General features: G+C 43.5%; 22 protein-coding genes. 16 read left to right on the plus strand and 6 right to left on the minus strand.

Annotated elements, in window-relative coordinates; genetic code table 11:
• Positions 1-21: 21 nt before the first annotated feature.
• Together ABD014_RS16410 and ABD014_RS16415 are read left to right on the plus strand one after the other, a co-directional pair.
• The gene (locus ABD014_RS16410) at positions 22-567 is read left to right on the plus strand and encodes an AAA family ATPase (protein WP_343863201.1); all 546 of its coding nucleotides are present in this window, start codon (positions 22-24) and stop codon (positions 565-567) included.
• 143 nt (positions 568-710) lie between these two features.
• Complete coding sequence (locus ABD014_RS16415) at positions 711-2,270, plus strand: tetratricopeptide repeat protein (RefSeq protein ID WP_343862929.1); 1,560 nt, start codon at positions 711-713, stop codon at positions 2,268-2,270.
• Positions 2,271-2,361: 91 nt separating this feature from the next.
• Here the strand turns inward: ABD014_RS16415 and ABD014_RS16420 are convergent, their stop codons facing one another.
• The gene (locus ABD014_RS16420; RefSeq protein WP_343862930.1) at positions 2,362-3,816 is read right to left on the minus strand and encodes a DHA2 family efflux MFS transporter permease subunit; all 1,455 of its coding nucleotides are present in this window, start codon (positions 3,814-3,816) and stop codon (positions 2,362-2,364) included.
• Between the two features lie 170 nt (positions 3,817-3,986).
• Here ABD014_RS16420 and ABD014_RS16425 point away from each other — a divergent pair, with 170 nt between their 5' ends.
• The 3 genes from ABD014_RS16425 to ABD014_RS16435 all read left to right on the plus strand — a co-directional run bounded on the left by ABD014_RS16425 (position 3,987) and on the right by ABD014_RS16435 (position 6,543).
• Positions 3,987-4,538: a TetR/AcrR family transcriptional regulator gene (locus tag ABD014_RS16425; RefSeq protein ID WP_343862931.1), complete on the plus strand. Its 552-nt coding sequence runs from the start codon at positions 3,987-3,989 to the stop codon at positions 4,536-4,538.
• 270 nt (positions 4,539-4,808) lie between these two features.
• Positions 4,809-5,798: an ABC transporter ATP-binding protein gene (locus ABD014_RS16430; RefSeq protein ID WP_343862932.1), complete on the plus strand. Its 990-nt coding sequence runs from the start codon at positions 4,809-4,811 to the stop codon at positions 5,796-5,798.
• Positions 5,770-6,543: an ABC transporter permease gene (locus ABD014_RS16435; protein WP_343862933.1), complete on the plus strand. Its 774-nt coding sequence runs from the start codon at positions 5,770-5,772 to the stop codon at positions 6,541-6,543. Before ABD014_RS16430 ends, ABD014_RS16435 begins: the two co-directional genes overlap by 29 nt.
• Positions 6,544-6,798: 255 nt before the next feature.
• Here the strand turns inward: ABD014_RS16435 and ABD014_RS16440 are convergent, their stop codons facing one another.
• Positions 6,799-7,851 (minus strand): bifunctional transcriptional activator/DNA repair enzyme AdaA, encoded by a 1,053-nt coding sequence (locus tag ABD014_RS16440; protein ID WP_343862934.1) that lies wholly within the window; start codon positions 7,849-7,851, stop codon positions 6,799-6,801.
• 207 nt (positions 7,852-8,058) lie between these two features.
• Here ABD014_RS16440 and ABD014_RS16445 point away from each other — a divergent pair, with 207 nt between their 5' ends.
• A complete protein-coding gene (locus ABD014_RS16445) occupies positions 8,059-8,931 on the plus strand; it encodes an AraC family transcriptional regulator (RefSeq protein ID WP_343862935.1) in 873 nt (290 codons plus the stop codon).
• Positions 8,932-9,042: 111 nt separating this feature from the next.
• Here the strand turns inward: ABD014_RS16445 and ABD014_RS16450 are convergent, their stop codons facing one another.
• Positions 9,043-9,564, minus strand: a complete 522-nt coding sequence (locus ABD014_RS16450; protein WP_343862936.1) for a cupin domain-containing protein — start codon at positions 9,562-9,564, stop codon at positions 9,043-9,045.
• A 225-nt stretch (positions 9,565-9,789) separates the two neighbouring features.
• Here ABD014_RS16450 and ABD014_RS16455 point away from each other — a divergent pair, with 225 nt between their 5' ends.
• Together ABD014_RS16455 and ABD014_RS16460 are read left to right on the plus strand one after the other, a co-directional pair.
• A complete protein-coding gene (locus ABD014_RS16455) occupies positions 9,790-10,338 on the plus strand; it encodes a hypothetical protein (RefSeq protein ID WP_343862937.1) in 549 nt (182 codons plus the stop codon).
• A gap of 275 nt (positions 10,339-10,613) precedes the next feature.
• Positions 10,614-13,550: a glycosyl hydrolase 115 family protein gene (locus tag ABD014_RS16460; protein WP_343862938.1), complete on the plus strand. Its 2,937-nt coding sequence runs from the start codon at positions 10,614-10,616 to the stop codon at positions 13,548-13,550.
• Positions 13,551-13,610: 60 nt separating this feature from the next.
• Here ABD014_RS16460 and ABD014_RS16465 read toward each other — a convergent pair whose 3' ends face one another.
• Positions 13,611-14,576 carry a helix-turn-helix transcriptional regulator gene (locus ABD014_RS16465; RefSeq protein WP_343862939.1) on the minus strand — a complete coding sequence of 322 codons (966 nt, stop codon included), beginning with the start codon at positions 14,574-14,576 and terminating at the stop codon, positions 13,611-13,613.
• 108 nt (positions 14,577-14,684) lie between these two features.
• Here ABD014_RS16465 and ABD014_RS16470 point away from each other — a divergent pair, with 108 nt between their 5' ends.
• The 6 genes from ABD014_RS16470 (at position 14,685) to ABD014_RS16495 (ending at position 19,890) form a co-directional block, all read left to right on the plus strand.
• Positions 14,685-15,164, plus strand: coding sequence for a GyrI-like domain-containing protein (locus ABD014_RS16470; RefSeq protein ID WP_343862940.1), 480 nt, complete (start codon positions 14,685-14,687; stop codon positions 15,162-15,164).
• Between the two features lie 44 nt (positions 15,165-15,208).
• A complete protein-coding gene (locus tag ABD014_RS16475; protein WP_343862941.1) occupies positions 15,209-15,673 on the plus strand; it encodes a phage tail protein in 465 nt (154 codons plus the stop codon).
• A 523-nt stretch (positions 15,674-16,196) separates the two neighbouring features.
• On the plus strand, positions 16,197-17,129 hold the full coding sequence (locus tag ABD014_RS16480) for a methyl-accepting chemotaxis protein (protein WP_343862942.1): 933 nt from the start codon (positions 16,197-16,199) through the stop codon (positions 17,127-17,129).
• 69 nt (positions 17,130-17,198) lie between these two features.
• Complete coding sequence (locus ABD014_RS16485) at positions 17,199-18,209, plus strand: AraC family transcriptional regulator (RefSeq protein ID WP_343862943.1); 1,011 nt, start codon at positions 17,199-17,201, stop codon at positions 18,207-18,209.
• A 145-nt stretch (positions 18,210-18,354) separates the two neighbouring features.
• Entirely contained in the window at positions 18,355-19,146 is a 792-nt protein-coding gene (locus tag ABD014_RS16490; protein WP_343862944.1) for an SDR family NAD(P)-dependent oxidoreductase, read from the plus strand.
• 222 nt (positions 19,147-19,368) lie between these two features.
• Positions 19,369-19,890 carry a TetR/AcrR family transcriptional regulator gene (locus ABD014_RS16495; RefSeq protein WP_343862945.1) on the plus strand — a complete coding sequence of 174 codons (522 nt, stop codon included), beginning with the start codon at positions 19,369-19,371 and terminating at the stop codon, positions 19,888-19,890.
• A gap of 125 nt (positions 19,891-20,015) precedes the next feature.
• Here ABD014_RS16495 and ABD014_RS16500 read toward each other — a convergent pair whose 3' ends face one another.
• A complete protein-coding gene (locus ABD014_RS16500) occupies positions 20,016-20,594 on the minus strand; it encodes a DUF4062 domain-containing protein (RefSeq protein WP_343862946.1) in 579 nt (192 codons plus the stop codon).
• A 213-nt stretch (positions 20,595-20,807) separates the two neighbouring features.
• Here ABD014_RS16500 and ABD014_RS16505 point away from each other — a divergent pair, with 213 nt between their 5' ends.
• Positions 20,808-22,199 carry an MATE family efflux transporter gene (locus tag ABD014_RS16505; RefSeq protein ID WP_343862947.1) on the plus strand — a complete coding sequence of 464 codons (1,392 nt, stop codon included), beginning with the start codon at positions 20,808-20,810 and terminating at the stop codon, positions 22,197-22,199.
• A gap of 364 nt (positions 22,200-22,563) precedes the next feature.
• Positions 22,564-24,615, plus strand: coding sequence for a methyl-accepting chemotaxis protein (locus tag ABD014_RS16510; protein WP_343862948.1), 2,052 nt, complete (start codon positions 22,564-22,566; stop codon positions 24,613-24,615).
• A 73-nt stretch (positions 24,616-24,688) separates the two neighbouring features.
• On the opposite strand, the gene ABD014_RS16515 is transcribed toward ABD014_RS16510, so the two are convergent.
• On the minus strand, positions 24,689-25,852 hold the full coding sequence (locus ABD014_RS16515; protein WP_343862949.1) for an MFS transporter: 1,164 nt from the start codon (positions 25,850-25,852) through the stop codon (positions 24,689-24,691).
• Positions 25,853-25,880: the final 28 nt, after the last annotated feature.

Raw genomic sequence — 25,880 nt, forward strand, 5'->3', positions numbered from 1 at the left:
TTACAAGGTAGGGGGGATGAAATGCTTAAAAAGGAACCAGCAATTATATTGATAACTGGGATTATGGCAAGTGGCAAATCAACAGTTGCACAATTACTTTCCCAACGATTTGATAAATCCGTTCATCTCAGGGGAGATATTTATCGAAAAATGATCGTGAATAACCGAAAGGAAGTGTCTCCTGAGGGCAACGAAGATGAGCTTGAGCAACTGCGGCTTCGATATCGGCTCGCTGCCAACACTGCGGACACCTACTTTAAGGAAGGATTTACTGTCATTGTACAGGATGTTGTTATTGGCCGTATGATAAACGAATTCGTTTCGTTTATTCAAAATCGTCCCTTCTATGTGGTGGTTCTCTGTCCCAAGCCTGAAGTTGTCGCGAAGAGGGAGGCCGTTCGCATAAAAAAAGGTTATGGAATTTGGACCGTATCCGATTTAGACAAAGTATTGCGACAGGAAACTCCCCGAATCGGGATGTGGTTGGATTCATCGGATTTAACCCCCGAAGAAACGGTAACAGAAATAATGAAACGAGTAGAGCATGAAGCGATCATTACCCCCTGACAAGGAACTTGCCGTTACAGACAGTGCGGAGAACCATATCACAAATAACGGCGAATATCAGTGTGCTACAATGGTAATGATCGTAAGAAAGATTTCTAATGAAGTAAGATTATAGGTATCTTAAAAATTTCAGAGGGCAGATAATGACATTTAATAAAAAACAACGCTACCGCTTTAGTGAAGCGCCTATATGGAATATTCAACGGAAGTACTATGAAGAAGAAGGAACGAAAGCTTGGAACAATGACCAAGTTCCTCAATATATAACGAGTAATCCGATGATCGCTACTTCCTATGCCGAAATGATATTTGGGTTTCTTCAAGATCGGGCGAATAAGGAAAATAGTTCGGAACCTGTGATGATTGTGGAGCTTGGAGCAGGAGCGGGACGTCTTGCTTTCCATGTGTTAAGTGAGTTGTGCCAGTTAAGAGACTATGCTGGGACTTCACTACCTTCGTTCTGTTATATTATGACGGACTTGGCGATAAACAATGTTCTAGCTTGGAGGGAGCATCCTGCTCTACAATCTTTTATTGCCGAAGGATTACTCGATTTTGCGCAATTTGATGCTGTTCATGATACGGTTCTGAACCTTGTTGTATCAGGCACAACGATTAGTGAAGGAGATTTAAAACAACCGTTAGTCATTGTTGCCAACTACTTTTTTGATAGCATTCCACAAGAGTTGATTTATGTAGGTGATGGTCGAATTTATGAAGCTGATGTTTTTGTAGAATATCCCGAACATCATGGTTCACTTAAACCATCAGAATTGTTAGACCAAATATCTTTGCATTATGAACATCGGTGGGCGCCCGAGTACGAACAAGAAACCTATCCATACCGTGATGTCATTGTAATCTATCAGGAACAACTAGAAGATTCGCATATTTTGTTTCCTGTCGCTGGAATCACTTGTTTGGAGCGTTTGAATCGGCTATCTCAGGCGGCGGGATTCTTATTAATAACGGCAGACAAGGGAGATCACTTGCTTGATAACTGGAAGTTCGCAGAACCGCCAGAATTGATCCTGCACGGAAGTTTTTCTTTAACGGCAAACTACCATGCGATTGGGCATGTTTTTGAACGAAGAGGAGCCATGGCGTTATTTCCCCCGCATCATTATAAAAATATAAACGTGGGCTGTATTCTCAATATGGATAAACCGCAGGATTATTTCAATACAAGATTAGCTTATCGTCGATGTATAGAACGCTTTGGTCCGGATGAGTTTTTCAGTTTGAAGATAGGGGTAGATCGCAATCTAGATAACATGGGACTACAACAAATCTTGAGTTTTTGGCGTTTGGGTGGATATGATGCGGAATTTTTCATTCAAAGTACGAAGCGGATCTCTAGTCTGTTGCCGGATGCAAATGATGAAGAAATGCAGGATATTTTGAGAGGCATACAGCTTATGTGGTCATCGTACTACGTAATGGAGCAGCGCTATGACTTGGCGCTCGATGCTGGATTGCTACTGTTTGAGATGGAAATGTATGAAGACTCCAAGCGTTTTTTAGAAATTTCAATGAATCAGGAACAAGGTGAGATCATATCAACCGTATTTTATTGTCTGGCTGTTTGTTGTTTCGAGTTAGAATTATACGAAGATGCTCTGAGATACGTGCGGAAATTATTAGAACTCGAGCCTGATCATGAAGAGGCGCTGGCATTGTTAAACCAATTTGAGTTGGGTTAGTCGAGTTCAATAAATGGCGGCAGTCTAGGACGATAACTTCTCGTCAAAGGTTGCCGCTTTTTGGGTGCAGGTAGTAGACATTCATTCATTACTAACTACCTAGGCGTTCTTCTTCAGCCTTTGCCTTCCTTCTCATAGGCATAAATAATGTGATGACAAGCGCCGCAATAGCTAAAATCATCATGAAATAATAGGCATCACTTGCCCCTAAAATGGAAGAAAGGGATTCAAGGCGATCAGCAGTAGTAGAAGGATTGGTCTGCATCACTGTAGCTGCATGGCTTGTTGCCTGCGCGGTATAAATCGTAATCACGACGGCAGTACCAATCGCCCCGGCAATTTGGCGAACGGTATTATTCACTGCGGAGCCATGTATACCGAGTTGTTTGGGCAGCGCATTTAATCCGGCCGTATTGAGTGGCATTGTAATGAAGCTTAATCCAATTCGAAGGCCAATCGTACGAACCATTAAATACATATACGTTGTCGATTCAGATAAATCGGTCACCGCCCACATGGATGGGATAATAAACAGTAAACCAATGATAAACAGCGGCTTCGCGCCAAAGCGATCGTATAATCTACCCGTGACCGGTGACATAAACGCATTCACGAGTGCACCTGGTAATAAAAGAAGTCCTGCATCAAAGGCTGTGAATCCACGACCCTTTTGTAGATAGATAGGCAATAAAATCATATCTGCGTACATCATCATTGTGATTAACACGTTTATAAGTGACGTTAACGTAAAGATTTTATTTTTAAAGACAGATAGATTCAACATGGGGTCATTGGACTTTATTTGTCGAATACAGAAGATGGCTATTACAACGATACCAATCACTAATGAAAGGACCACGATTACATCGCTCCAGCCTTTACTACCTGCACTACTGAACCCATATAAAATAAATCCAAATCCAACGGTTGATAAAATAACACTTAGCATATCGAGCTTCGCCTTAGACGTCTCAGATACATTCACTAAATATTTAAGTGCCAACAAAATGACGATAGCGATAAGCGGGATTAGGCCGATAAATAACCAGCGCCAAGAGTAATATTGGATGACAAATCCGGCAAGTGTGGGGCCAATGGCAGGAGCGAAGATCATCGCTAGTCCCAGTAAGCCCATTGCACTTCCGCGTTTTTCAATTGGGAAAATGGCGAGAACGACACTCATCATAAGTGGCATAATAATCCCTGCACCAGCAGCCTGAATCATACGCCCTGTTAATAGCATACTAAAGCTTGGTGCCGCTCCACAAATAATCGAACCGATTAATAAAAATAGCATTGAACTTATGAATAATTGACGCGTTGTAAAGCGTTTCATTAAATAGGCTGTAACCGGAATCAATACCCCGTTAACCAGCATGAACCCCGTTGAAATCCATTGTACGGTTGTCGCCGATACATGAAATACATCCATTAAATTACTTAATGCGATATTTAATATCGTTTGATTCAATGTTGATAAGAAACAGCCAACGATTAGAATGCTGAGTAATATCCCTTTGTTTATTTTCTTGTTGTCTTCTTGCATATAGAGTAAGCCCTCTTTTCGTTGCTTTTTCGACAGTGTGTCAATAAAATAGAGCATATCAACATTTATGAAAAATGGCTATTTACAATCTCTTTAAAAATGTTGACTAATCCACAGAATAGGTTGATCTGTTAATGAAGTCAGAAAATAATCGATAATAGAGGGATAAAATGTCTATATACAAAAAAGAAGATCCGCGTGCCATTCGTTCGAAAAAGATGCTAAAGAATGCCGTTTTTTCCTTAATAACTGAAAAGCTGGATATTTCTCAATTGACTGTTCAAAAAATTGCGGAACGTGCAGAACTAAATCGTGCAACGTTTTATTTGCATTATGAGGATATTAACGACTTGTTACGTCAGATCGTACATGAGATCTTTGATGACCTATCGATGAAGATTGATCCGTTATTACAAGGAAAAAGTAACAATGAGCAGGAAACGTTGGTTACATTTTTAAATTATCTTTATGAATATCGGAAAATTTTTGCTGTACTATTTGAGCACAAAGGATTCAAAAACAATATGTTTAACCTATTAAAAAATACGATAGAAAAGCGAAGAAACGTGAGGAAGATTCAATACACAAGGGAAGTCGTTTCGGTTGATATTATTGCATCGTCACTCCTCGGGATTATTATGTGGTGGATTAAGGATGGCACGCAATTCAGCTCTGAATACATCGCGGATCAAATTTCTTTGATGTATAAAAAAGGTATTTGAATACACTCTTTGAAAAGCTACAAATTCCCCCTCAGGCCTATCCAATTTCCTCACCCGGCAACAGCATCTAATCTAGTTGAGAAGAATTTGGATCATGAGTATGATGCTGTCGTTGAAGAAATAGATATTAATTGGATTGTAGACAAATCTCATTCCTCAGACGGAGGGAGTATCCATCCAGAGCCAGTTAATTAAATCGAGATACTGCAATAGAATAAATTAAATCAATGGAATCGCTATTTGTATCCTACGGGAGAGGATGGTTATGAAGTGGAGAAAATTATTGAAGTACGGGGCATTAGCAAGGTGTATGGGAAAAGAAAAACGAAAGAGAAGGTGCATGCCGTTCGTGATGTATCTTTTTGTGTGAATCGAGGAGAGGTTCTCGGTTTATTAGGGCCCAATGGCGCTGGGAAAACATCAACGATAAAGATGCTCTGTGGCTTGTTAGATGCGGATGCTGGTTCTATACATATTAATGGCTTAGATATTGGTAAGAAGAGACTTAAGGCGCTTGAGCATATTAGTGCTGTATTAGAGGGGAACCGAAATTTATATTGGCGTCTTACCGTCCGGGAAAACTTAGAATATTTTGCAGGTAACCGGGGCTACTCTCGGAAACAAGTCGCCGATCAAGCGGATAAATTATTAGAGCAATTCAACCTTAAAGAAAAGGAGAATGAGCTTGTCAATGGATTATCGCGGGGAATGCAACAAAAGCTGGCCATCGCTGTAGCACTCCTGGCTAATACGGATGTCATCTTGCTGGATGAGCCAACTCTAGGCTTGGATGTTGAAGTTAGTTATGAATTGCGCAACATTTTAAAAACGATAGTTAAGGAAGAAAAACGCACGATTATTATTAGTTCCCATGATATGCCCGTTGTACAGGAGTTGTGTGACCGGGCCATTATCATTAATAAAGGGGAAGTCGTGATTGACGACAGGGTGGAGAACTTATTGAAGTTATTCGAGACGAGGGCATATTCAATTAAGTTGGGTGAGAAATTAAGCGTAGAACAGGAAAATAAACTGTTAAGCAGATTTCCATTAAGCACCTATAAAACAAGCTCTCATGAAACCATTGTAGAAGTGAATTTAGAGCATGGTCAGGATATCTACGAATTGTTCGATCTTCTGAAAGAGGAAGGAACTATGGTGGAGAGCATTGATCGTATAACGATCGATTTTGAACAAGTGTTTATTCAGATTGTAAAAGGAGGAATGACTAGTGAAGTGGCTCCACTTATTCAATGCTAATTTTCGTAAGGAATATATTGAGATGAAACGTTATCTACCGAACACTATTGCGTTAGTGGTCACTTTTTATATCATATTTCTGGCTGCATTTTTTGGAATTATGTTCATAGGTGATCCTGCCAATTTTGAGATGAATGTTCAATATTCCATTGTAAGTGTAATGTTCTGGAGCTTGACGATGATGACGATGAACTTTATTGGTTATTCGGTAGTAACAGAAGCAACGCGTGGCACGTTAGAACAAATATACATGTCTCCCAGGGGCGTGTGGAAAATAATGCTCACGAGAATCATCGCCCAATTTGGCTTGCAGTTTGTTATTATGGTCATCTTGCTTTTTGGTGCAATGCTAACCTCCGGCCAGTGGCTGAGTCTTAATCCTATGACAACGATCCCGATTATTCTAGTTACTATAGTAAGTATGATAGGTATCAGCTTTATGATTGCTGGTTTAGCTATTATCGTCAAGCAAATTCAAGCGTTTTTACAGATTTTTCAATTTATTTTGATGGGGCTTGTATTTGTTCCTTTAACTGCAGCTCCGTTTCTAGCATTCGCCCCATTCGTCCAAGGTGTGAATATGGTAAGAACCGTGATGATAGAGGATCTGACGTTGACCCAATTACCTTTGTCAGATTACGGGGTTTTATTATTAAATTCGCTAGTATATTTGATTCTCGGACTCGTTGTTTTTCATCGCTGCGAAAAAATAGCCATGAAGAAAGGTCTTCTAGGGCAATACTAGTGTAAGTGACGGAGAGACACTCTCTTTTCCTATGAGGAAGTGAATTGAGCACCAATGGGGGGGCATCCATTCCCATTTGTCATTTACGTGGATGAGCAGCCTGTCGGGTTTGTTATGTTAGCTTATGGAACCACCGGATACGAAGAACCATCAATCGCGGAAAGCTTTATGAAAGCTTCGGCTTCCGTGACAACGTTGAAGTCTTCAACAACGAATCAATAACTGTATTGCGACTCTGATGTTGCTGTTATCATGTTAGGTTAAATGGTTATTCTCATGATTTAGCAGCCATTCTTTGCGTACAATTCCACCTCCATACCCACCGAGCCCGCCATCGGTATTGATGACGCGGTGACAGGGAATGACAATCGCCAGCTGATTGGCGCCGTTCGCTTGAGCTACCGCACGATATGCGGTGGGTTTTCCCAGCGCCAGCGCAATGTCGGCGTAAGAACGGGTTTCCCCAGGAGGTATCTGCCTTAATTGCTCCCATACGCTTTGCTGAAAAGGTGACCCGATAAGACGAAGAGGTGTCCTGAATTCAGTTAGCGTGCCCTCGAAATATTGAGTCAGTTCTTGTTCAATCGACTGAATGGCTTCTGTTCGGCCGGGAATAATAGCAGCTTTCAATTTTTTTCTTAACCGTTCAACCTCACGTTCTAGTCCACGACGGTCCACGAACTCTAACAAATACAATTCGTTCTCATCCGATATGGCAATCATAGGGCCGAGCCGCGTGTCCAGCCACGATGCCTTGAGAATACGGCTGTCATCAAGGAGCGTAGGAGGTGCGCCCATGATGCGAGAAAATGCATCTCTAAATCCGCTACTGGAATCGTAACCTGAAGCTAATTGCGTATCGATAATCTTCTCCCCCGATCGGATGCTCTTCAAAGCGAGTCCCATCCGACGTGCCCTAGCGTATTCGACGAATGTCATGCCAAAGCGCTTTTTAAACTGGCGGCGGGCAGTGGATTCATCGATGGATAGAGTCCTGAAATCGTGCCCCTTCCATCGCTTCTCCGGGTTTTGCTCGACTGCTTCGACGAGTAGCCGGACGATATCCGAGACTTGATTCGGATGCGACAAGGGGCGGCAGCGCTGACAAGGGCGGAAGGATGCCAGAAGTGCTTGCTGAGCGGTCTCATAGAACTCGCAGTTTTCGTATTTCGGTTTCCTGGCTGGGCAAGTCGGTCGGCAAAACACACCAGTGGACGTGATACCAACGTAGAAGACTCCTTCATAGTCAGACCTTTTCTCGACAAGCGCTTTATAATATTCGATTTTGCGTTCCTCGTTATGGATCATAATTGTTGCACCTACTCTTTAAGAATAAATTTATTATACCCTGTGTTTGCGACAGTCGTAGCCGAAAATCAGGCATTAATTTTAAAGAATCGTACCCGTATCATAAGTAACGGCAAGTTCTTTTGGCGATCCTGCAAAATCGTACATGAAATATCGGATGTCTATGATCGTACTTTGCTACTCTGTACATGAAGGGAGGTTATTCAAGTGGATTGGCTTAAGAATCTGAATGAGGCAATGGAATATATCGAGGAAAATCTTGCGGAGGAGTTAGATTTGAAGGAAGCTGCGAGGCGGGCTTATTGTTCCGAATATCACTTTTCAAGGATGTTCTCATATCTTGCAGGGATTACGCTATCGGAATATATCCGTCGGAGACGCCTGACACTTGCTGCATTTGAGCTTCAAACTAACGATGTAAGAATTATTGATGTGGCGATGAAGTACGGATACAACTCAGCAGATGCCTTTTCAAGGGCTTTTCAGACTCTACATGGGATGTCGCCCTCTACGGCAAAATCCAATGGACCTACATTAAAGGCCTATCCACGTATGACCTTTCAATTAACCGTACAGGGAGGAAACGCAATGCATTATCGTATTGTAGAAAAGGGACCATTCCGAGTTGTAGGCATCATGAAGAGGGTACCCATTCAGTTTAATGGTGTGAATTCGGAAATCGAGTCCATGTGGAGAAGCTTAACGCCGGAGGATATCGTTCAACTCAAAGCACTTTCGGATATTGAACCACGGGGGTTGATTCAAGCATCGGTGAATTTTTCCGATGAGCGTATGGAGGAGAAGGGATCGCTTGATCACTATATTGGCGTCGCTACAAGCAAGGAGTGTCCTGAGCATTTGACGAATCTAGAGGTTTCCGAGGCAACCTGGGCTGTATTTGAAGCGGTCGGCCCATTCCCGGATACTTTGCAGAATGTATGGGGACGTATCTATTCAGAATGGTTTCCTTCTGCGAGTTACGAGTTGGCAAGAGGGCCAGAAATATTATGGAATGAGAGTAAAGAAGTATCCTCACCAAACTTCAGAAGCGAAATTTGGATACCCGTCATAAAAAAATAAGTGCTAGCCTGATTGAATTAAATCAGTCATCGGGAAAAAGAGAGAACCCCTATCCAGCCGGGAGAGTTCTCTCTTCTCGCATTCGTGTACATCGATCCGATGTGAAGTTAACTACACTGGAATCACTTCATAGGCCAACTTCATGATGACATCCTTATGTTGAGGGTATTGAGCCAAGAGCTCGTCCTGTGTAAATAACTCGAAGTCCCGAAACTCAAACCCGGGTGAAACCATGCACCCTACTAAAGAGAAGGCATCTTGATCCGTAACAGATGAACCAAAGATACTATTTTTTGGAACTAGCACTTGCGGGACTTCTCCTTTATCCAAGTCTATTCCTAATTTGAATTCTTTATATTCTCCATTCTCATCAATGACATGTACCGTTAACGGGCTTCCTGCGTGATAATACCATAGCTCATCGGATTTCAAACGATGGAAATGCGAGATATTATTTGAGCCTAACAAAAAGTAGATGCTTGTATAAAGTAATCTTGTTCCCTCAAAAGAAACAGACAATTCTTCATCTGAAGTTTTCTCCTCAGATTCAAATGTTCTTTTGTAATATCCGCCCTCCGGATGGGGTTCAAGCCCTAGTTTGGATATGTAATATTGTGCGTCATATTTACTCATGGATGTATACCTCCGGTTATATAAGTGATGGTTAACTACATAATCATAGATTTAATTATAAGCTTATTATTACTTATGATACATCAATTTTTCATTCACACGCACATGTCTCTGGGGATCGGCGTTAGCCGGCGAAGAGGGCGTGTGCGCATGCTGCATTCGCACAAGCAGGTAGTCCGCCCCTGGCGTACAATGAACCATAACCAGTGAGCGAGGTGAACTTCCATGGCACAATCCAAAGAGGTGCTCGCACAGGCCAAGCGGCTGCAGGGCCGGCCGGTATGCATCACCCTGCACAGCGGAAAGACTTACATCGGCTACATTACTGAAGTCGACAGCAGCGGCTTGGCGCTGGCTAGTGCTGGAACTCAGCCGAGCACCTCATCTGGGAAGCAAGGTTCCCGTCCTAAGCCGGACAGAACTGGCTCCCATGCCTCTGGCAGTCGTTCAAGAAGTAGACGAAGCCGATCACGCAAGCCAGCCGCCCGTTCTCGATCACGCAAGTCTTCGGTCCGTTCCCGCTCCCGCAAGCCGGACGCCCAGATATCGGCCTTTCTGCCGATATTAGGTTCGCTGTTCGGGGGATTAGGCAGTATCGGTGGGCTTGGCGGTGCGCTCGGCGGCGGCATGCGGCTGTTCAGCATGATCCAGCGATTTGTCCCGGTCGTTAAATTGGGATACGGTATGATCAGGTCCATCCGTCCGTTCCTCGGCGCCGTTCAAGGCTTGATGACGCCAGCCGAGGCTGTTGCGGCAGAAGTCGAATCACAATAACCGCAAGATGAATAGCCCTTTTGGACGGCCCAAGAGGGCTATTCATGATCGGCAGGGAGCTAAATGAGGAGTCTGATCTTGGGCGGATCAGATTCTTTTTTTCGCCTTTGGAACGATCCGCAAAATCGTACTATAAGTAAGCGACCATGAGAGATTATGGTAGATTCATGCTCGTAGAGTGCATATCTTTTAATCACCAATTTATATATACTGGCTGTAATAAAATGAAGAGAGCATACAATCGTATGAGAAACAGTAGCAGAAAGGAAGTTATTATGGAGTTTACAATTACTCAAGAGATGCTTAGTAATGTAAGCGCTACAAATGATAGTGCATCAATGTCAGGCGCGCTATTTTACTCGGAAGAGGAAGCTTTCAGCGGTGTGAACAAAATAGCAAAAAAGGTAATGCATGACGTAGAGCTAGTCTTTGGTTATGCACCGCAAACAGTAACAGACAGAACCCAGCTTGGTAAAAATGCTGTGCTGTATGGAACCGTGGGCCACAGCCCAATGCTGCTCGAGCTTGAAGAGAACGGGCTGATAGATTTGTCAGGCATCAAAGGGAAGAGAGAAGTATTCTTATTCCAGGTTATTGATCGTCCCTTTGAAGGCGTTGAAAAAGCATTGGTTATTGCAGGAAGTGATAAACGCGGTACGATCTACGGTCTTTTTCACCTGTCAGAGCGACTTGGGGTCTCTCCGTTGGTGGATTGGGCAAATGTGAAGCCAGAGTGGAAAGAATCGTTCTCTTTGAGTGCAGATTTGAAATATATCTCCAAAGAACCATCCGTTCGTTTTCGCGGTTTTTTTATCAATGATGAATGGCCGGCCTTTGGCAATTGGACCATGAATAATTATGGCGGTTTCAACGCAGAAATGTATGATCATGTTTTTGAGTTATTACTAAGATTAAAAGGGAACTATCTCTGGCCTGCGATGTGGTCAGCCCGGTTCTATGAGGACGGGCCTGGCTTGGCCAATGCAGAACTGGCAGATGAATATGGAGTAGTCATGGGGGCCTCCCATCACGAGCCTTGTTTGCGATCGGGAGAGGAATATAAATATCTCCGTGGTAAGGATTCAATCTATGGCGATGCCTGGAATTTCATGGTGAACCGAGAAGGGATTACGAAATTCTGGGAAGACGGTCTGAAGCGGAGCGGCAAATTCGAGAGTGTGATTACAGTCGGTATGCGTGGTGAGGCGGATACGGCAATTATGGGTAAAGGCGCTACACTTGCCGATAATATTCAATTACTGCGAGAAGTCATATATACACAGAACCGGTTGATCCGGGAAAATGTCAATCCAGACCTGTCAGAAGTACCAAGAATGTTGGCCTTATATAAAGAGGTGGAACCCTTCTTCTATGGAGATGAGCATACCCCAGGATTAATCCATTCCGAGGAGCTTGAGGACATCATTCTAATGCTCTGTGATGATAACCATGGTAATCTCCGGACTTTGCCAACAGAGGAAATGCGTAACCATCCAGGCGGTTATGGGATGTATTATCATTTTGATTATCATGGCGGACCGATCTCTTTTGAATGGATTAACAGTTCGTACCTCCCGAAAATTTGGGAACAGATGACGATGGCTTATGACTTCGGAATCCGTGATCTCTGGATCGTCAATGTGGGCGATATTAGTACACAGGAGTTCCCGTTATCTTATTTCCTTGATTTGGCGTATGACTTTGAACAATGGGGAACGGACGCTCTTAATAAGACGGATCTATATACAAAGCGTTGGATTCAGCAGCAGTTCGCTGGCGTGTTCCATGAGGATGATATGGAGAAGATCTTTGAGCTCCTGACAGGCTATACTAAGATGGCACATATCCGCAGACCTGAACATATGAATTCAGAAGTATACCATCCTGTAAATTACAAGGAAACAGATCATTTATTAGCCCAAATTGATTACCTATTGGATATGGCTAATGAACTGTATAAGACCGTGGATGAAGGGAACTTGTCGTCTTATTTCGCACTAATCTATTATCCAACCGTAGGGAACCTCAATTTGCAGAAAATGTGGTTGTTAACCGGTAAAAATCATTACAAGGCAAAGCTAGGGGAGATGGAAGCCAATAAGCTTGCTGAACAGATTCAAGAATGCATGAAAAACGATAGGGAGCTTGTGGATCAGTATCATGCAATAGATCATGGCAGGTGGTACGGTATGGGGCTTTCTGAGCATATCGGCTTCACGAAGTGGAATGAAGATGAAGCTCGAAATCCGATCCTTATGAATGTTATGCCTGCGAATAAACCGAGATTGGCAGTTGCAATAGACGGAACAACCCAGCGTAGTGAAGGAAGCTCATGGCATATCAACAAGTTATATATGAATGATTTTTTGCAGCCGGATGTTGTGGAAGCTTCATTTACTATTTCGAGTATCAGCGATCTAACGGCTGAGTATAAGATTGAATGTCATCAGCCGTGGCTAACCTGTTCTAAGACGAGCGGCAGTTTAGACGGGAAAGATCAAACAACGGAAGCCATACATGTAAAGATTGACCGTAATGCAATGAATGGTGAGACAGAAGGCCATATTTTAATAGAAATGCCAGTAGGCAGCTGTACTATAGTCGTAAATGTATCCAAGGATGATTTTAGTGAACTACCTCATATGACCTTTATCGAGACGAATGGCTATATTTCCATAGAAGCCGAACATTATGCGATAAACCAGGAAGCCAACCAGCAAAGTGGGGGTGCTAGCAGATTCGAAGTGATTGAAGGATACGGCAAAACATTATCTGCTGTGAAGGCTTATCCAACGACAGAATACTTTACTGCAGGCAAGGACGCACCTTATCTGGAATATCTTTTTGCAGTTAAGGAAGGCGGATTGTATGAGGTGGAGCTCTATATGCAGCCATCCAATCCAGTTACTCAAGAAGGTTCGTTATTCTGTGGGGTCCAAGCAAATGAGGGAGCTATTGAAGTCATCAATACACTTCCTGAAGGATATCGTGTAGATGACGGTCATTGGGCCCGAGGAGTTCTTAATCATATTCGTAGACACAGCACGGGAATTCATTGCCGGAAAGGGATAAATACATTAAGGATTTATGCAGTAAGTCCGGGCTTTGTATTGGAGAAATTGGTGATCTATCCAGAGGGCAAGCAACCTGCGGACAGTTATCTAGGACCTACCGAAACGTACTATACCGGTAAAGGTGCTACTTGGCATTAGAACGAGTGAAGGAGGGGGCAAATGCTTTCTCCTTTTTTGTATGCATACATAGCAGCATCCTCATTCCAACCCCAAAATCTTGAATCTCTCTAGTAGAGCTTGCAGGACTTCTTCTGGCACTTCCCTGACCTTGATATCCTCACCTAGAAAGAGTAGCCAATTTGTTATTTCGTTTAATTCTTCTGAATGATCAACATGGATAAAGGTTTTTAGAATGGCTGTGGTTTGATAAGGATTCGTATAAGAAATGGAAACTTTCAAAGGATGGTATTTCTTGAACTGGGCAATCGCCTTTGGACCAAGTTCAAGGATCAGGTTGATTACTTCTTCCTGCTTATTTAGTTTTTCTAAAATCTTTTTCTTACTTTCTCTTTTTTTCGTAGGGTATGGTTCTACATGGATAAGATTATCGACAGGAAAAATTCGCCTCTTCTCTTCCTCTAAGTCAAAGCCCTCAATGAGCCATTGGCTTTTTTCATGATAAAGGTGCAAGAGATAAATGGGATAAGACTGTATTACCTTTTCTTCTTGGATGGTAACCAATAAATAGCTATCCATAAGAAGAACTTGAAAGAGTCTTTCGATCATTGGATGGGGTAAATCTGACAGATCTAGCAGATCGGGATTATGGGGGTTGGTCCCTTCAAACAGCAATATCTGATTTAAAAGAACAAGGTCGTCTTGCTGATTTTTTGAGATGAGGCCGAGTAATTTTTCAGTTAAAGATTGACGACTCTTTAGATAAGGGAGTTGTTGATTTCTTGTAGCCATAAAGGCGATAAAAAGGGCTTTAATCTCATTATCAGTAAAGCGAACCGTGGGAAGGACAGAGTTGTTCATAACAAAATACCCTCCATCCCGCCCAACTTCAGCGACAAGTGGCATTCCCAGGGCTTCAATTTCTCTGATATCTCGAATAGCTGTCGAACGAGAGATGTTAAATTCTTGCATGATTTCAGAAATGGTAAAGTGGGCACGATTATTGATATACCGCATGATGATATTAATCCGTTCAACTTTTTTCATAAGGCCCCCTAAACAGTATCACTTTTTGACATGATTTAAGGCTATTATAAACCCATCAAGTGAAAAGACAAATCATTTGATTCATTTAAAAGGAGGATGGTTTTGAATATGGCACAATATACGTTGGAGGAAAAAGAAAGCTTTATCGTATTAGGGATTGGAACAGAGCTGAAGAGCGATTACACAGACTATGTCGGCATAAACAAGGAAAAGGCAGACTTTTGGTCGGCTGTTGAACAAGATGGAAGGCTTGCCACTTTAAAAGCCATCGCCACAAATGATTACATTTTTGCTGTGAACGAAGCGGTGAACAACAAGATGATGCACTATGCTGGTGTTATGACAGAGGAATCACTGCCAGAGGCAACCAGGGTTATTCAATTCCCAAAGGGGGAATACCTGGTTGTAAAAGGGGAAGGGAAAACGGCTGATGAGCTCAGTAATAAGCTTGCTGGCATTGCCTTTGGTCAGGTGCTGCCAGAAGCCAAGGATTTTGCCTATGTTGGTGGGCCAAATACAACGGTTCAGATGGGACAGCGAGACGGCGTAGTATTTGGTGAAATGTGGATTCCTGTTGTCAATAAATAAAGAGATAGATGTAATTGCTCGCAAAACTTTTAGGAGGGATGGAAATGTCGTATATCGTTGATTTTAAAGAGGTGTCTACGGTTGGTTTAGAATCTTCTCCTGTAGCAGAAGCGCTTGCCGGCTTACGAGCGAATGAAGCCCGTTATTTTATGAACAAATACAAGCATGAATTTACGGTTGTGCCCGCTAGTGAAAGCCAGGAGAACCTTGATTATGTGAACCGAATTTTGAAAGAAGAACGTGATATTGAGTTTGCAGCCAAACCTTTAGAGACGTCGCGTTTTCAAGTGGAAAATATTCTGTTTACCTACGTCTTTTATGAGGATGGTCTGGGGCTTAATGTCATGTATACGATTGATGATCCTAAGAAGCGGGCCGTTGGTTTTAAGCTATCTGAGGGGATGGAGGTTCCCAAAGAGTTAGAAGAGAAGTTTAAGTTTGCTAGGCAGAAGTCCAAACTTGCCGGAACCATTCGGGGCTCGTTCTTCGTCATTAAAGGAGAGTATTAAATTTAGCGGGGGAAACATTATGTCCTTCCTGTCATGAGAGAGTTTCTGTATGGCCGTCTTTACTTAGTACAATTACAGTTTAGAACTGCGGGTTAATTTCATCCAATGGATTTCTAGGAGCTGTCATGCTGTGACAGGCTCCTTTTTTATAGAAACTTACTATTGATCTTCGCCATCGTCTACAGTCTACCAGATGGCCTCTTGATTCCAGGAACGCGTTGTTGGCGGAAGAGGCGGAGTAAAGTAGGGGTCTTCCGGCTGATCGTTGGCGATGGGGATCATATGACCGATACCGCACAAGGCCTGCCATGGTAGCGCAGAAGCTATACGAGGCAGGTTGTGACTGGAACTATAGATCAGATCTTATTGGGCACCCGACGGGTGCCCTTAAATTGGCTTTACTAAATTGCTAGATATAGCTCTGCATGTAGAGGTATTGTAAAGATACAGTTGGTAAACTGATATATTAGGATTTTTATGCACATATATGATGCTCTATTTAACAGTGGAGGTAGACGTAAAAGTGGATGTAACCAAAAAAGTTAACTATGCTAGGGATAAACAGCCGATAACGAGCGAATTGATCGTCAGAGCGATGGAGCGGAATCTTGCCGTGATCCGTTTTGACATCGATCGAAATGTAACCTATGTTAACGAGGTATTTGCTAATGTAGTGGGATATTCCATCGAGGATATATTGAAAATGCAGCATCGTGACTTCTGTTTTGACTCTTTTGCCAAATCACCAGCTTATGAGCAGTTCTGGAATGAACTACTCTCTGGGCAAAGCTTCCAGAATAAGATTGAACGGAAAAATTCCCGTGGTGAAATAGTGTGGCTGGAGGCAACCTATATGCCGATATATGACGAACAGGATTCTGAAATCATCAGCATTTTAAAAATAGCAACGGATATTACTGAACGCCAATTTAGCCTGACCACAGTTGTTAAGGAGTTGGAATCTACTTCCCAAGTCCTGAATCAGCGAGCAGAAGTAGGAATTAACCGGAGTCGGGAGCTGCTGTTGGGGGTGGACCGGATTGCAGAGATTTCAGAGGATAATATCCTCACCCTTAAGGATCTACAGGAGCAGGCCAAATTGATTCAGGGGATTGTGGAAACCATTCGTAATATTGCATCTCAGACCAATCTGCTTTCTTTAAATGCAGCTATTGAGGCAGCCCATGCGGGTCCGTATGGTAGAGGGTTTGATGTAGTCGCTAAGGAGGTGCGTAAGTTGTCAGGTGAGGTATCAGAATCCATTATCAAGGTTCAGGGAATCATTGGCGGTATAACGGAGGAGATATCCGAGATTTCAGAAGGTATCAATCGCGCTGGGTCTTCTATCGTAGAGAGTCAGAAGCAAATACGTGTGACCATGGAGGACTTCAACAGCATCGTTGCCTTCGCCCAGAAGCTAGATGAGCAAGCACAAAACGTTGCTGAAAATATTTAAACATTTAATCATGTATACTTAATCATAATCGGAATAAATAGCTGCAAACTTAAAGGAGATTCATAAGTAATGAAATCTGGACGTATAAAGCTCCCGCCGGGGTTTTGGGTGGGATTACAACAATTGGGGATTGCTCCGCATGAATTAGCGCGTAAAGCAAGGTTGCCGCTCACCATGATTACAGATCAAGTTGCAGTCCCTACCGCCCAATATTTCAGAATCTGGCAAGCATACGCCGATCTCGTTGGTGATACTGCCATCGGAATCATCAAGCTTGCAACCGTCTTTGAAACGGCACAATACCCACCAACCGTCTTAGCTACCTACCATGCATGTAACTATCGCGACGCCCTTACCCGAATGGCCCGGTATAAACAACTATGTCCTCCGGAAAACTTACGTATAATCGAAGAGGAGGAGTCCTGTACAATCGAGTTGGAATGGATGCATAGCGAGCAGATCGGGCCCCCAGTGCTGGTTGGAACTACTCTGGCTTTTCTTCTAGAGCTTGGGCGACGTGGAACGGGCCAGCCTCTAACTGCACGGTCTGTGGAATTTGTTGACGCAATGGGCGATGTAAAGGCCCTCGAAGCTTATTTTGGGTGCCCTATACGGATAGGTGCAACGGTAAACCGATTAACGTTGCATCGAAGAGATTTAGATCGTCCTTTTATTTCGTATAATAAAGAACTGCTGGAAATCCTGACCCCCGTATTGGACCAATCATTAGACGAACAATGCAGCCGTTCAATCCCTAAGATGGTCAAGTGGATCTTAAAGCGCGGTCTAACTGGAGGGCACCTTGATGTTCGGGCGGTGGCGAGCGAGCTGGGCATGAGCGATCGTACTTTGCAGCGCCGCCTTACTGAAGAAGGTACAACATTCAAGCAGCTATTGAATCAGGTGCGGCATGAACAGGCATTAGAATATTTGGCGGATCCTACGTTCGATATTAAAGAAGTGGCTTTCTTAATTGGATATGAAGACCAAAACTCATTTTACCGCGCCTTTCGCCTCTGGGAAGGAAAGACTCCTTCAAATTGGCGTTCCGATTATTTTGGGATTGATACATCGTCATAGAATCCCCTACACTATCCGTAATATTGTCAGGCTTTCATTTTGGCGGGTTATACAAGAAGGTTGGCGTTGTATGCTAGTTACTGAATGATCCAGACAAAGTAATATTATCTTTATTCGGAGTACAAGGATAAAGGAGATATAAGTTATGGATATGGGAATAAGGAATAAAACAGCTCTAGTAACTGGATCAACGAAAGGTATAGGCAAAGCCATTGCCATTGAACTCGCCAGAGAAGGCGTCAATGTCCTTGTTAATGGACGGAATCATGAAGAGGTAGAACGAACGGTGAATGAGTTGAAGTCGGAGTTCCCGTCTACCTCCCCTCAGTGTGCTACAGCTGATATTGTGGATGTGAGGCAGAGAGAAGCCTTATTTGAGAAGCATCCCTTTGTTGATATTCTGGTTAACAATATGGGAATTTATGAAATCATGTCATACGAGGATGTTGACGATGAAGTATGGGAAGCCTACTTCCGGACGAATGTCCTTGCTGCTAATGGATTATCTAAATTCTATTTACCTAAAATGCTGGACAAGAATTATGGACGAATCATCTTTATTGCAAGTGAGGAAGCGATTATGCCATCCGGGCAAATGCCTCAGTATTGTATGACCAAATCCATGTTACTATCACTGTCAAAAAGCTTATCCAAACTCACGATAGGAACGGAAGTCACATCCAATACGATCATGCCAGGCCCAACGCTTTCCGAAAATGTATATCAAATCATTGAAAGTTTGTTTGCCGATGATATGTCATTTTCAGAAAAAGAGAAAAAATTTATGGCTGCAAACCTGCCACAATCCGAAATACAGCGGTTTATCAAGCCATTCGAAATTGGCAGACTGGCTGCGTTCGTATGCAGCCCTTATGCTTCCGCTTTTAAAGGTTCCCCTATCCGGATGGACGGGGGCATGGTTCCTACAATTTTTTAAACATAAATGACCGCATATTCCAGTGGAAACAGGATGGCGGTCTTTTTCATTAAAATATTCACCTCCATTTGCCGATTCGTTCAGTTTCAGAAGAGTGATACAGCAAGATTTATCGTAATGATATTGGGTTGAGCTTTGTCTGAGTTTCTTGCATAGGTCTTACAGACATAGTATACTTGCCTCATTATTGATCAATCACTTCCATTCAGGAGGAGAAAAGTAATGGCTAAATCTGAAGCTACTGCAGCAAATCGCAAATCAGACATCATCTCTGCAGCGATTGAAGTATTCGCTGAAGTCGGCTACTATCGAGCTACGACGGCACAGGTAGCGGAAAGGGCAAATATCTCGCAGCCCTACGTATTCCGATTCTTCGCGACGAAAGAAAATCTGCTGCTGACCGCGCTGGAGGTATCCTGGTCCCGAGTGATCGATTCATTCCAGAGAGTAGTGGAGACGGCCTCGTCAGAACGGCTGGAGGAAGAGCTCATTCAGGAGTACGAGAACATTCAGTTAATGCACCAGAACGAGATTTTTTTACAGATGCAGGCTCAGACCATCCGGGAGGATTCGATTCAGGAGACGATGCGCAATGGATTCAAGGAAGTCCGCCAGATCGTGCTGACGGCGTTCCAGAGAGCGGGCATAGAGAAACCTGAAGAGCGGACCATGTTATTTCTCGCGCGCGGAATGCTGTGCAATGTTGCCGTCGCACTAAATATGCCCGAATTACTTAAGGGATAAAGGGGATGATAAGTTTTAATGGTACAGTTGGCCATAGCCATTTCCTGAGAAAAACTGAAGCCCCCTTGCGCAAGGGGGCTTTGTGTATTATTGCGGGACGATACCATGTATTAGAATGCCTCGTATTACGGATTTGCTCGCTTCATTTCCTCTAACTCCGCTTTTAATTGAGCATTCTCTTCTAATAACTTCTGTATGTCCGGGAGATCCTTGCCGGAAAACCAGCCATTCAGATCGTCTCTCTTTCCATACTCAGGTAATTGATCACGAAGAACCATCTGAATGTGGCGCATGTCTTCAACATGATAGAAAGGTATTGTCTCTTGAACGGACTTCTTGAATTCAAGGTATTGCGGATAGTCTTCTAATACAACAAAATCGTATGGCTTTTCTCTTAAGGCCTCATCTGTAAGGACAAAGGCAAATCTAGGTTTGCCAACTTCGCCGGCATAATCATATTCCCAATGGACATGGCTCTTTGATACGTCATGAAGCATGTTCCCATAGAGTCCGCCGAGAATTAGAATAAATATGTCGGATTCATCGATCCATTTCTTCATCATTCCTAGCTGACGCAACTTAAAGAATTGCTCGATCCCAGCAGGGATATGACCCGCCTTAAGCACGGATTCCACAACAGTATGTCTTTCTTCAATTAGATCAGGAAAAGTAGACGATATATAAACTTGTAATTTTTTTCTCATAGGCCACCTTTTGTTAAATAAATTATTATAAAACTTACCATTCGCTTATTTTATTTGTCAATAATTTACCAGCGAATTTAGAGGATAACAGATTTAGAAGGGGGCAGTTATTTATTGAGGGGGAGTGATTTTTTTATGTTATAGACGTTTTCGCTAACACGCATTAAACTAGGGTAGATGTAGAGAATTGACCTAATAGGAGCATGCAGAAACGTGACAACTACTGATCAAATTCCATCATGGAAAAAACTTAGTCTCTTCGCCGTAACCTGGCCCATTTTCATCGATTCCGTGCTTCGGATGCTGCTGGGTACGGTGGACGTATTTATGTTAAGCCGCGTATCCGATACGGCAACAGGGGCGGTTGGGTTAGCGAACGAAATTATTTTCTTCTGTATTCTGATGTTCGGCTTTGTCGGAATCGGAACGAGTGTTGCGGTGTCCCAGTATATTGGGGCCAGACGAGAGCAGGAGGCGAGCCGAATCTCGGCGTTAGCCATTACGATTAACCTGATCTTCGGGATTCTCGTCAGCCTTGCACTAGTAAGTTTTGGTGAACCTCTATTGCAGCTGCTGAATTTGAATCCTGAGCAAATTGGTATTGCCAGCCATTATTTAAAGATTATCGGCGGCTTCATCTGGATTGAGGCGCTGTCTTATGCGATTTCGTCGGTTATCCGCTCCACGGGACATACCAAGAGCGTTATGTATGTTACATTAGGTGTCAACATCATCCATATGACAGGCAATTATTTGCTTATATTCGGTAACTTCGGCTTTCCACAATGGGGTGTTACGGGAGCGGCCGTATCGACGGTGATTAGTCGTTTGCTTGGTATCATCGTTCTTATCGTGATTCTGTACCGTCGTATTCCAGCACCGATTCGACATAAGGATTATGTGACCTGGAACGGTTCATATGTGAAGCAGATCATGAGCATTGGCTTGCCTGCTGCAGGGGAGCATCTCTCCTGGCAGTCGCAGTATCTAATGATCATCAGCTTTGTCAATATGATTGGAGTTACGGCGCTGAATACACATGTTTATGTCATGAACGTATCGAACTACTTTATGGCGCTTGCGATGGCGATAGGATCAGGTACAGAGATCATTGTCGGACAAATGGTTGGCGCAGGAGAGAAGAAGGCAGCTTACCATAGATTGATCAAAAGTGTGAGAATCAGCTTCATATTAACATTGGTTATTGTCGGTATAGCATCGCTATTCCGCTATCAGCTGATCGGCATGTTCACAAATGACCCTGACATCATTGCTGTGGGAGCAACTATTTTCTTACTATCCATCGTGCTTGAGCCAGGTCGGACCTTCAATACGGTCGTTATCAATTCACTCCGCGCCGCTGGCGATGCACGTTTTCCCGTTATGATGGGCGTGCTCTCGATGTGGGGAGTTTCGGTTCCACTCGCTTATGTGCTAGGTGTTCATTTTGGGTTTGGGCTGCTTGGCATTTGGATCGCATTCGCGGTGGACGAATGGTTGCGCGGGATCATCATGCTGCTTCGCTGGAGAAGTCGGGCCTGGGAGAAGAAGGCCCTCGTCAAGCCACTCTCCGTCTCGGACGTCAGCATCGAAACACAAGCATAGCCTCTCCCGAGGGAGGAGTAAGAGAGAGTCAAAATTCTGCTCACAAGAGCAGCGGGTTTAGGAACTGGGCGAAGGTATCCCTTTGGTATAAGGGGCCTTCGCCTTTTTTGACAGGGGTTAGACATGGATTTCCGTTACTTGAAAAATTTTCTGAAAAAGGATGTCGAATAATATAAAAAAATGTTGAAATGCATCCGATTATTAATGTATAAATGCTAAGAAGTTCAAATTGAATGGACCAATCATGGCCCTCCAATGCGATTGCAACGACCAGGAAAGAAGTTGTTCATGGACTGTTGAATTCATTTTCGGCAGTCCACATTTTATTCAGCAAGGTAATTTGGTACTTATTACGGAGGGGTAAATGATGAAGAGTTCTGAATCTATTCAAAAATCAAAGAAAGGGGTTGTTGGCAAGACTGCAGATTTATTTATCGGTAAGCTGCGCAACAAAATTATACTCTTATTTTTAGTTGTTGCAATTATCCCGCTAGTCACGACAACGACCTATATTTTTAACCAGTCTTCTTCTGCACTTATTAATAAGCAACGGGAGAGCTATGAGAAGCTCGTCACCAATACAGCCAACACCGTGGATCAGTACATTGGGGAACGGATGGCTGAAGTGAGAATTTTGGCTACTACAACGGATATTAAGTCTACGGATTCCGTGGCGAAATCTAAATTTCTTAAGAAATTTGCGGAAAGCACCAAGGTGTTCGACGGGAATACATTTACCAATGATCAAGGGGTTGTAGCTTCAGATACGATCGAGAGTAATATCGGAGTTGACCTAAATGAGAGGTGGTACATTAAGAGCGGGTTGGAGGGCAAAGACTCCTACAGTGAAGTCGTAGTCGCCAAATCAACTGGAAAGCGATCTATTATCGTAGCTACACCAGTAAAAGGCGAGAATGATAAGGTATTAGGGGTTCTTACTGGACTAGTTGATTTTGAAGCTTTTATGGAAAAGTATACGGAAGATTTATATATCAATGACGGAGCGGGCTATCCTATCGTTGTAGACTCAAAGGGAATTATTCAGCTCCATCCGAACGAAGAGTTAATCGGAAAGACGATTGGCGAATCGGGAGTTCCACAGGAATTAGGAAATATTTTGCAATCCCAAGGGACAAGCTCGGGTTCAACTACATACCAAGACGAAGGTAAGACATTTATCGTAGTCTATGCTCCGATGGCACAGACGGGGTATGGATTGTATCTTCACCTTCCACAGAAAGTTATAACGGAGCAGGTCGATGCCGTTAAAAGTAAGATGACTATCATAATATTGTTAGTAGTGGTTGTCGTCAGTGCCATTGCTTATTTCGTTAGTCGACAAATATCCAGACCGATCATGGAGGTTGCTTCCGTTACCGGACGCGTATCCTCAGGAGATTTAACGGTGTCTGAATTAAAGACCCGTGGCCGTGATGAGGTCAGTGACTTAGCCCACTCTGTGAATACGATGGTGGAAAACTTACGAGGCTTTATTTCGAAAGTTCAGTTTACGGCGGAAGAAGTGGCAACTTCGGCTGAAGAGCTGTCCGCAAATGCCGAACAAACGAGCAAGGCGACTCAACAGATTGCTCTAACCATTGAACAAATGGCTGAAGGTACAGATCAGCAGCTTCAAGATGCCGAAGCGAGTGTTAATTCGATCAAAGAAGTCGCTGAAGACGTGCAGCAAGTTGCCGCCAATGCACAGCAAGTGACAGATTCGGCAGTACAGACATCCCGAACCGCTGGAGAAGGGAACGAGGAAATTCAGACGGTTATTACACAGATGCACTCGATCAAAGATACGGTAACGCAAATTGCTGAAATTATATCGAATCTGGGAGCAAGATCAGCTGAAATCGAAGATATGGCCAAGGTCATCTCCGATATGGCAACTCAGACAAATCTATTGTCGCTCAACGCTGCCATTGAGGCTGCTCGAGCAGGAGAGCATGGCCGTGGCTTTGCCGTAGTTGCAGACGAAATCCGCAAATTGGCGGAGCACTCCGCTCACTCGGCAGGACAGATTGGGCTGCTGATCTCCTCGATTCAAAGCGAGACCCAGCTTGCTGTCGAAGCGATGGCCAAGGGAACCAAAGAAGTGGGCCTGGGCATTGAAGTCGTCGATCATGCGGGTAAATCGTTCGAGATGATCCAACAATCCATTAATGAGGTAGCGGCGCAAATCCAGGAGGTTACTGCTTATTCCCAGCAGATACAATCCAGTACAGGACAAGCCGTTGAGATTGTTAGTCAAATCTCTGAAGTGGCGAAAAATTCGGCGGATGGCACGAAGGACATTTCGGCCGCGGCAGAAGAACAATTGGCGTCGATGGAGGAAGTTAACTCGTTCTCTGTATCCTTGGCTAAAATGGCGGATGATTTACAGAGCCTTGTGAAAGAGTTCAAGTTATAAAATAAAAGGAGGGCCATTCATCTAGTTATAGTAAAGTGGTCCCCCAAAAGATGATTCCTGTATTGAACAGGAGTCATCTTTTTTTATCCCTATTGGGTAGCGCTATTTTTGCGAGAATCAACAGGAAAGCGAGCAGCGCGAACATTATGCCGCACCAGATGAGCTGATGTATGCCGAGGCGGGAAATAAACCAGCCTCCGATCGACGTTCCTACTGTAATACCAACATTGGAGAAGGAGACAAACAAGCTGTTGCCAAATTCCGGCGCTTCTTTTGCCTCCGTCATCAACAGGGCTTGGCTGATAATAAGTCCCCCGGAATGCACGGCGCCCCAGATGAATACGAAAGCCGTCATGGGTATGAAGCAAGACCCGAGATAATAAATCACCAAATAAATAACCGTATATATCAGGGGAAATAGAAGCGCAGTTTTTTTTAAGCTTTTCTGCAGGAGGCTCCCAAACAAAAAGTTTCCGGCAATCATCGTGATACCAAATGCCATCAACATCATGCTAATCCATGATCCGTTCATATGACTGACTTGTCCAAGATATTCGGAAAAGTAGCTGTATACGGAAAACATAGCGGCAAAGATAACGACAACGGTCAGAATCGTTAACCACAATTGAGGTTTGCGCAGGATGCCAAGCTGCTTGCCAAAAGACATTTTCTCCTGAACAGGCATGGAAGGAAGCCAGACGAGTATCCCTATAAAGGCAATGATGCTTATCATAGCACCAAATAGAAAGGCAGCTTCCAGCGAGATGTTCTCGGCCAGATAAGAAGTCAGCGGTACGCCAAAAGCGAATCCGACGGTGATGCCGGCAAAAACTTTGGTGACTGCTTGGCCGCTCTTCTCGGCAGGTACAAGGCCGGCTGCAGTCACAAGAGCAATTGAAAAAAAGACGGGATGAAAGATAGCAGGGACAATCCGGAAAGCTAGCATGACTTCGAATTTAGTTGTGTAAGCATAGACAATGTTAGAGACGGCGAACATAAATACGGCGGTTAATAATATGATTTTGCGATTAATGCCAGAGGCAAGTAAGGTCAAGAAGGGGCCTGAAATGGCAACAATTAAGGCAAATATGCTTACAAGATACCCGGCCTCTGAGGGGGATATGTTAAATTTTTGAGTGACTTGGGGAAGGACACCGATAATTCCCATTTCCGTAGTGATAATACCAAATACACCTAGAGCTAGAAAGATGATTAGTGAAGCATGAATCTTTTTCATTGAATAACTTGCCTCCATTTAAATATAC

Origin of the sequence: Paenibacillus motobuensis (assembly GCF_039521865.1) — a bacterium.
Classification (GTDB): domain Bacteria; phylum Bacillota; class Bacilli; order Paenibacillales; family Paenibacillaceae; genus Fontibacillus; species Fontibacillus motobuensis.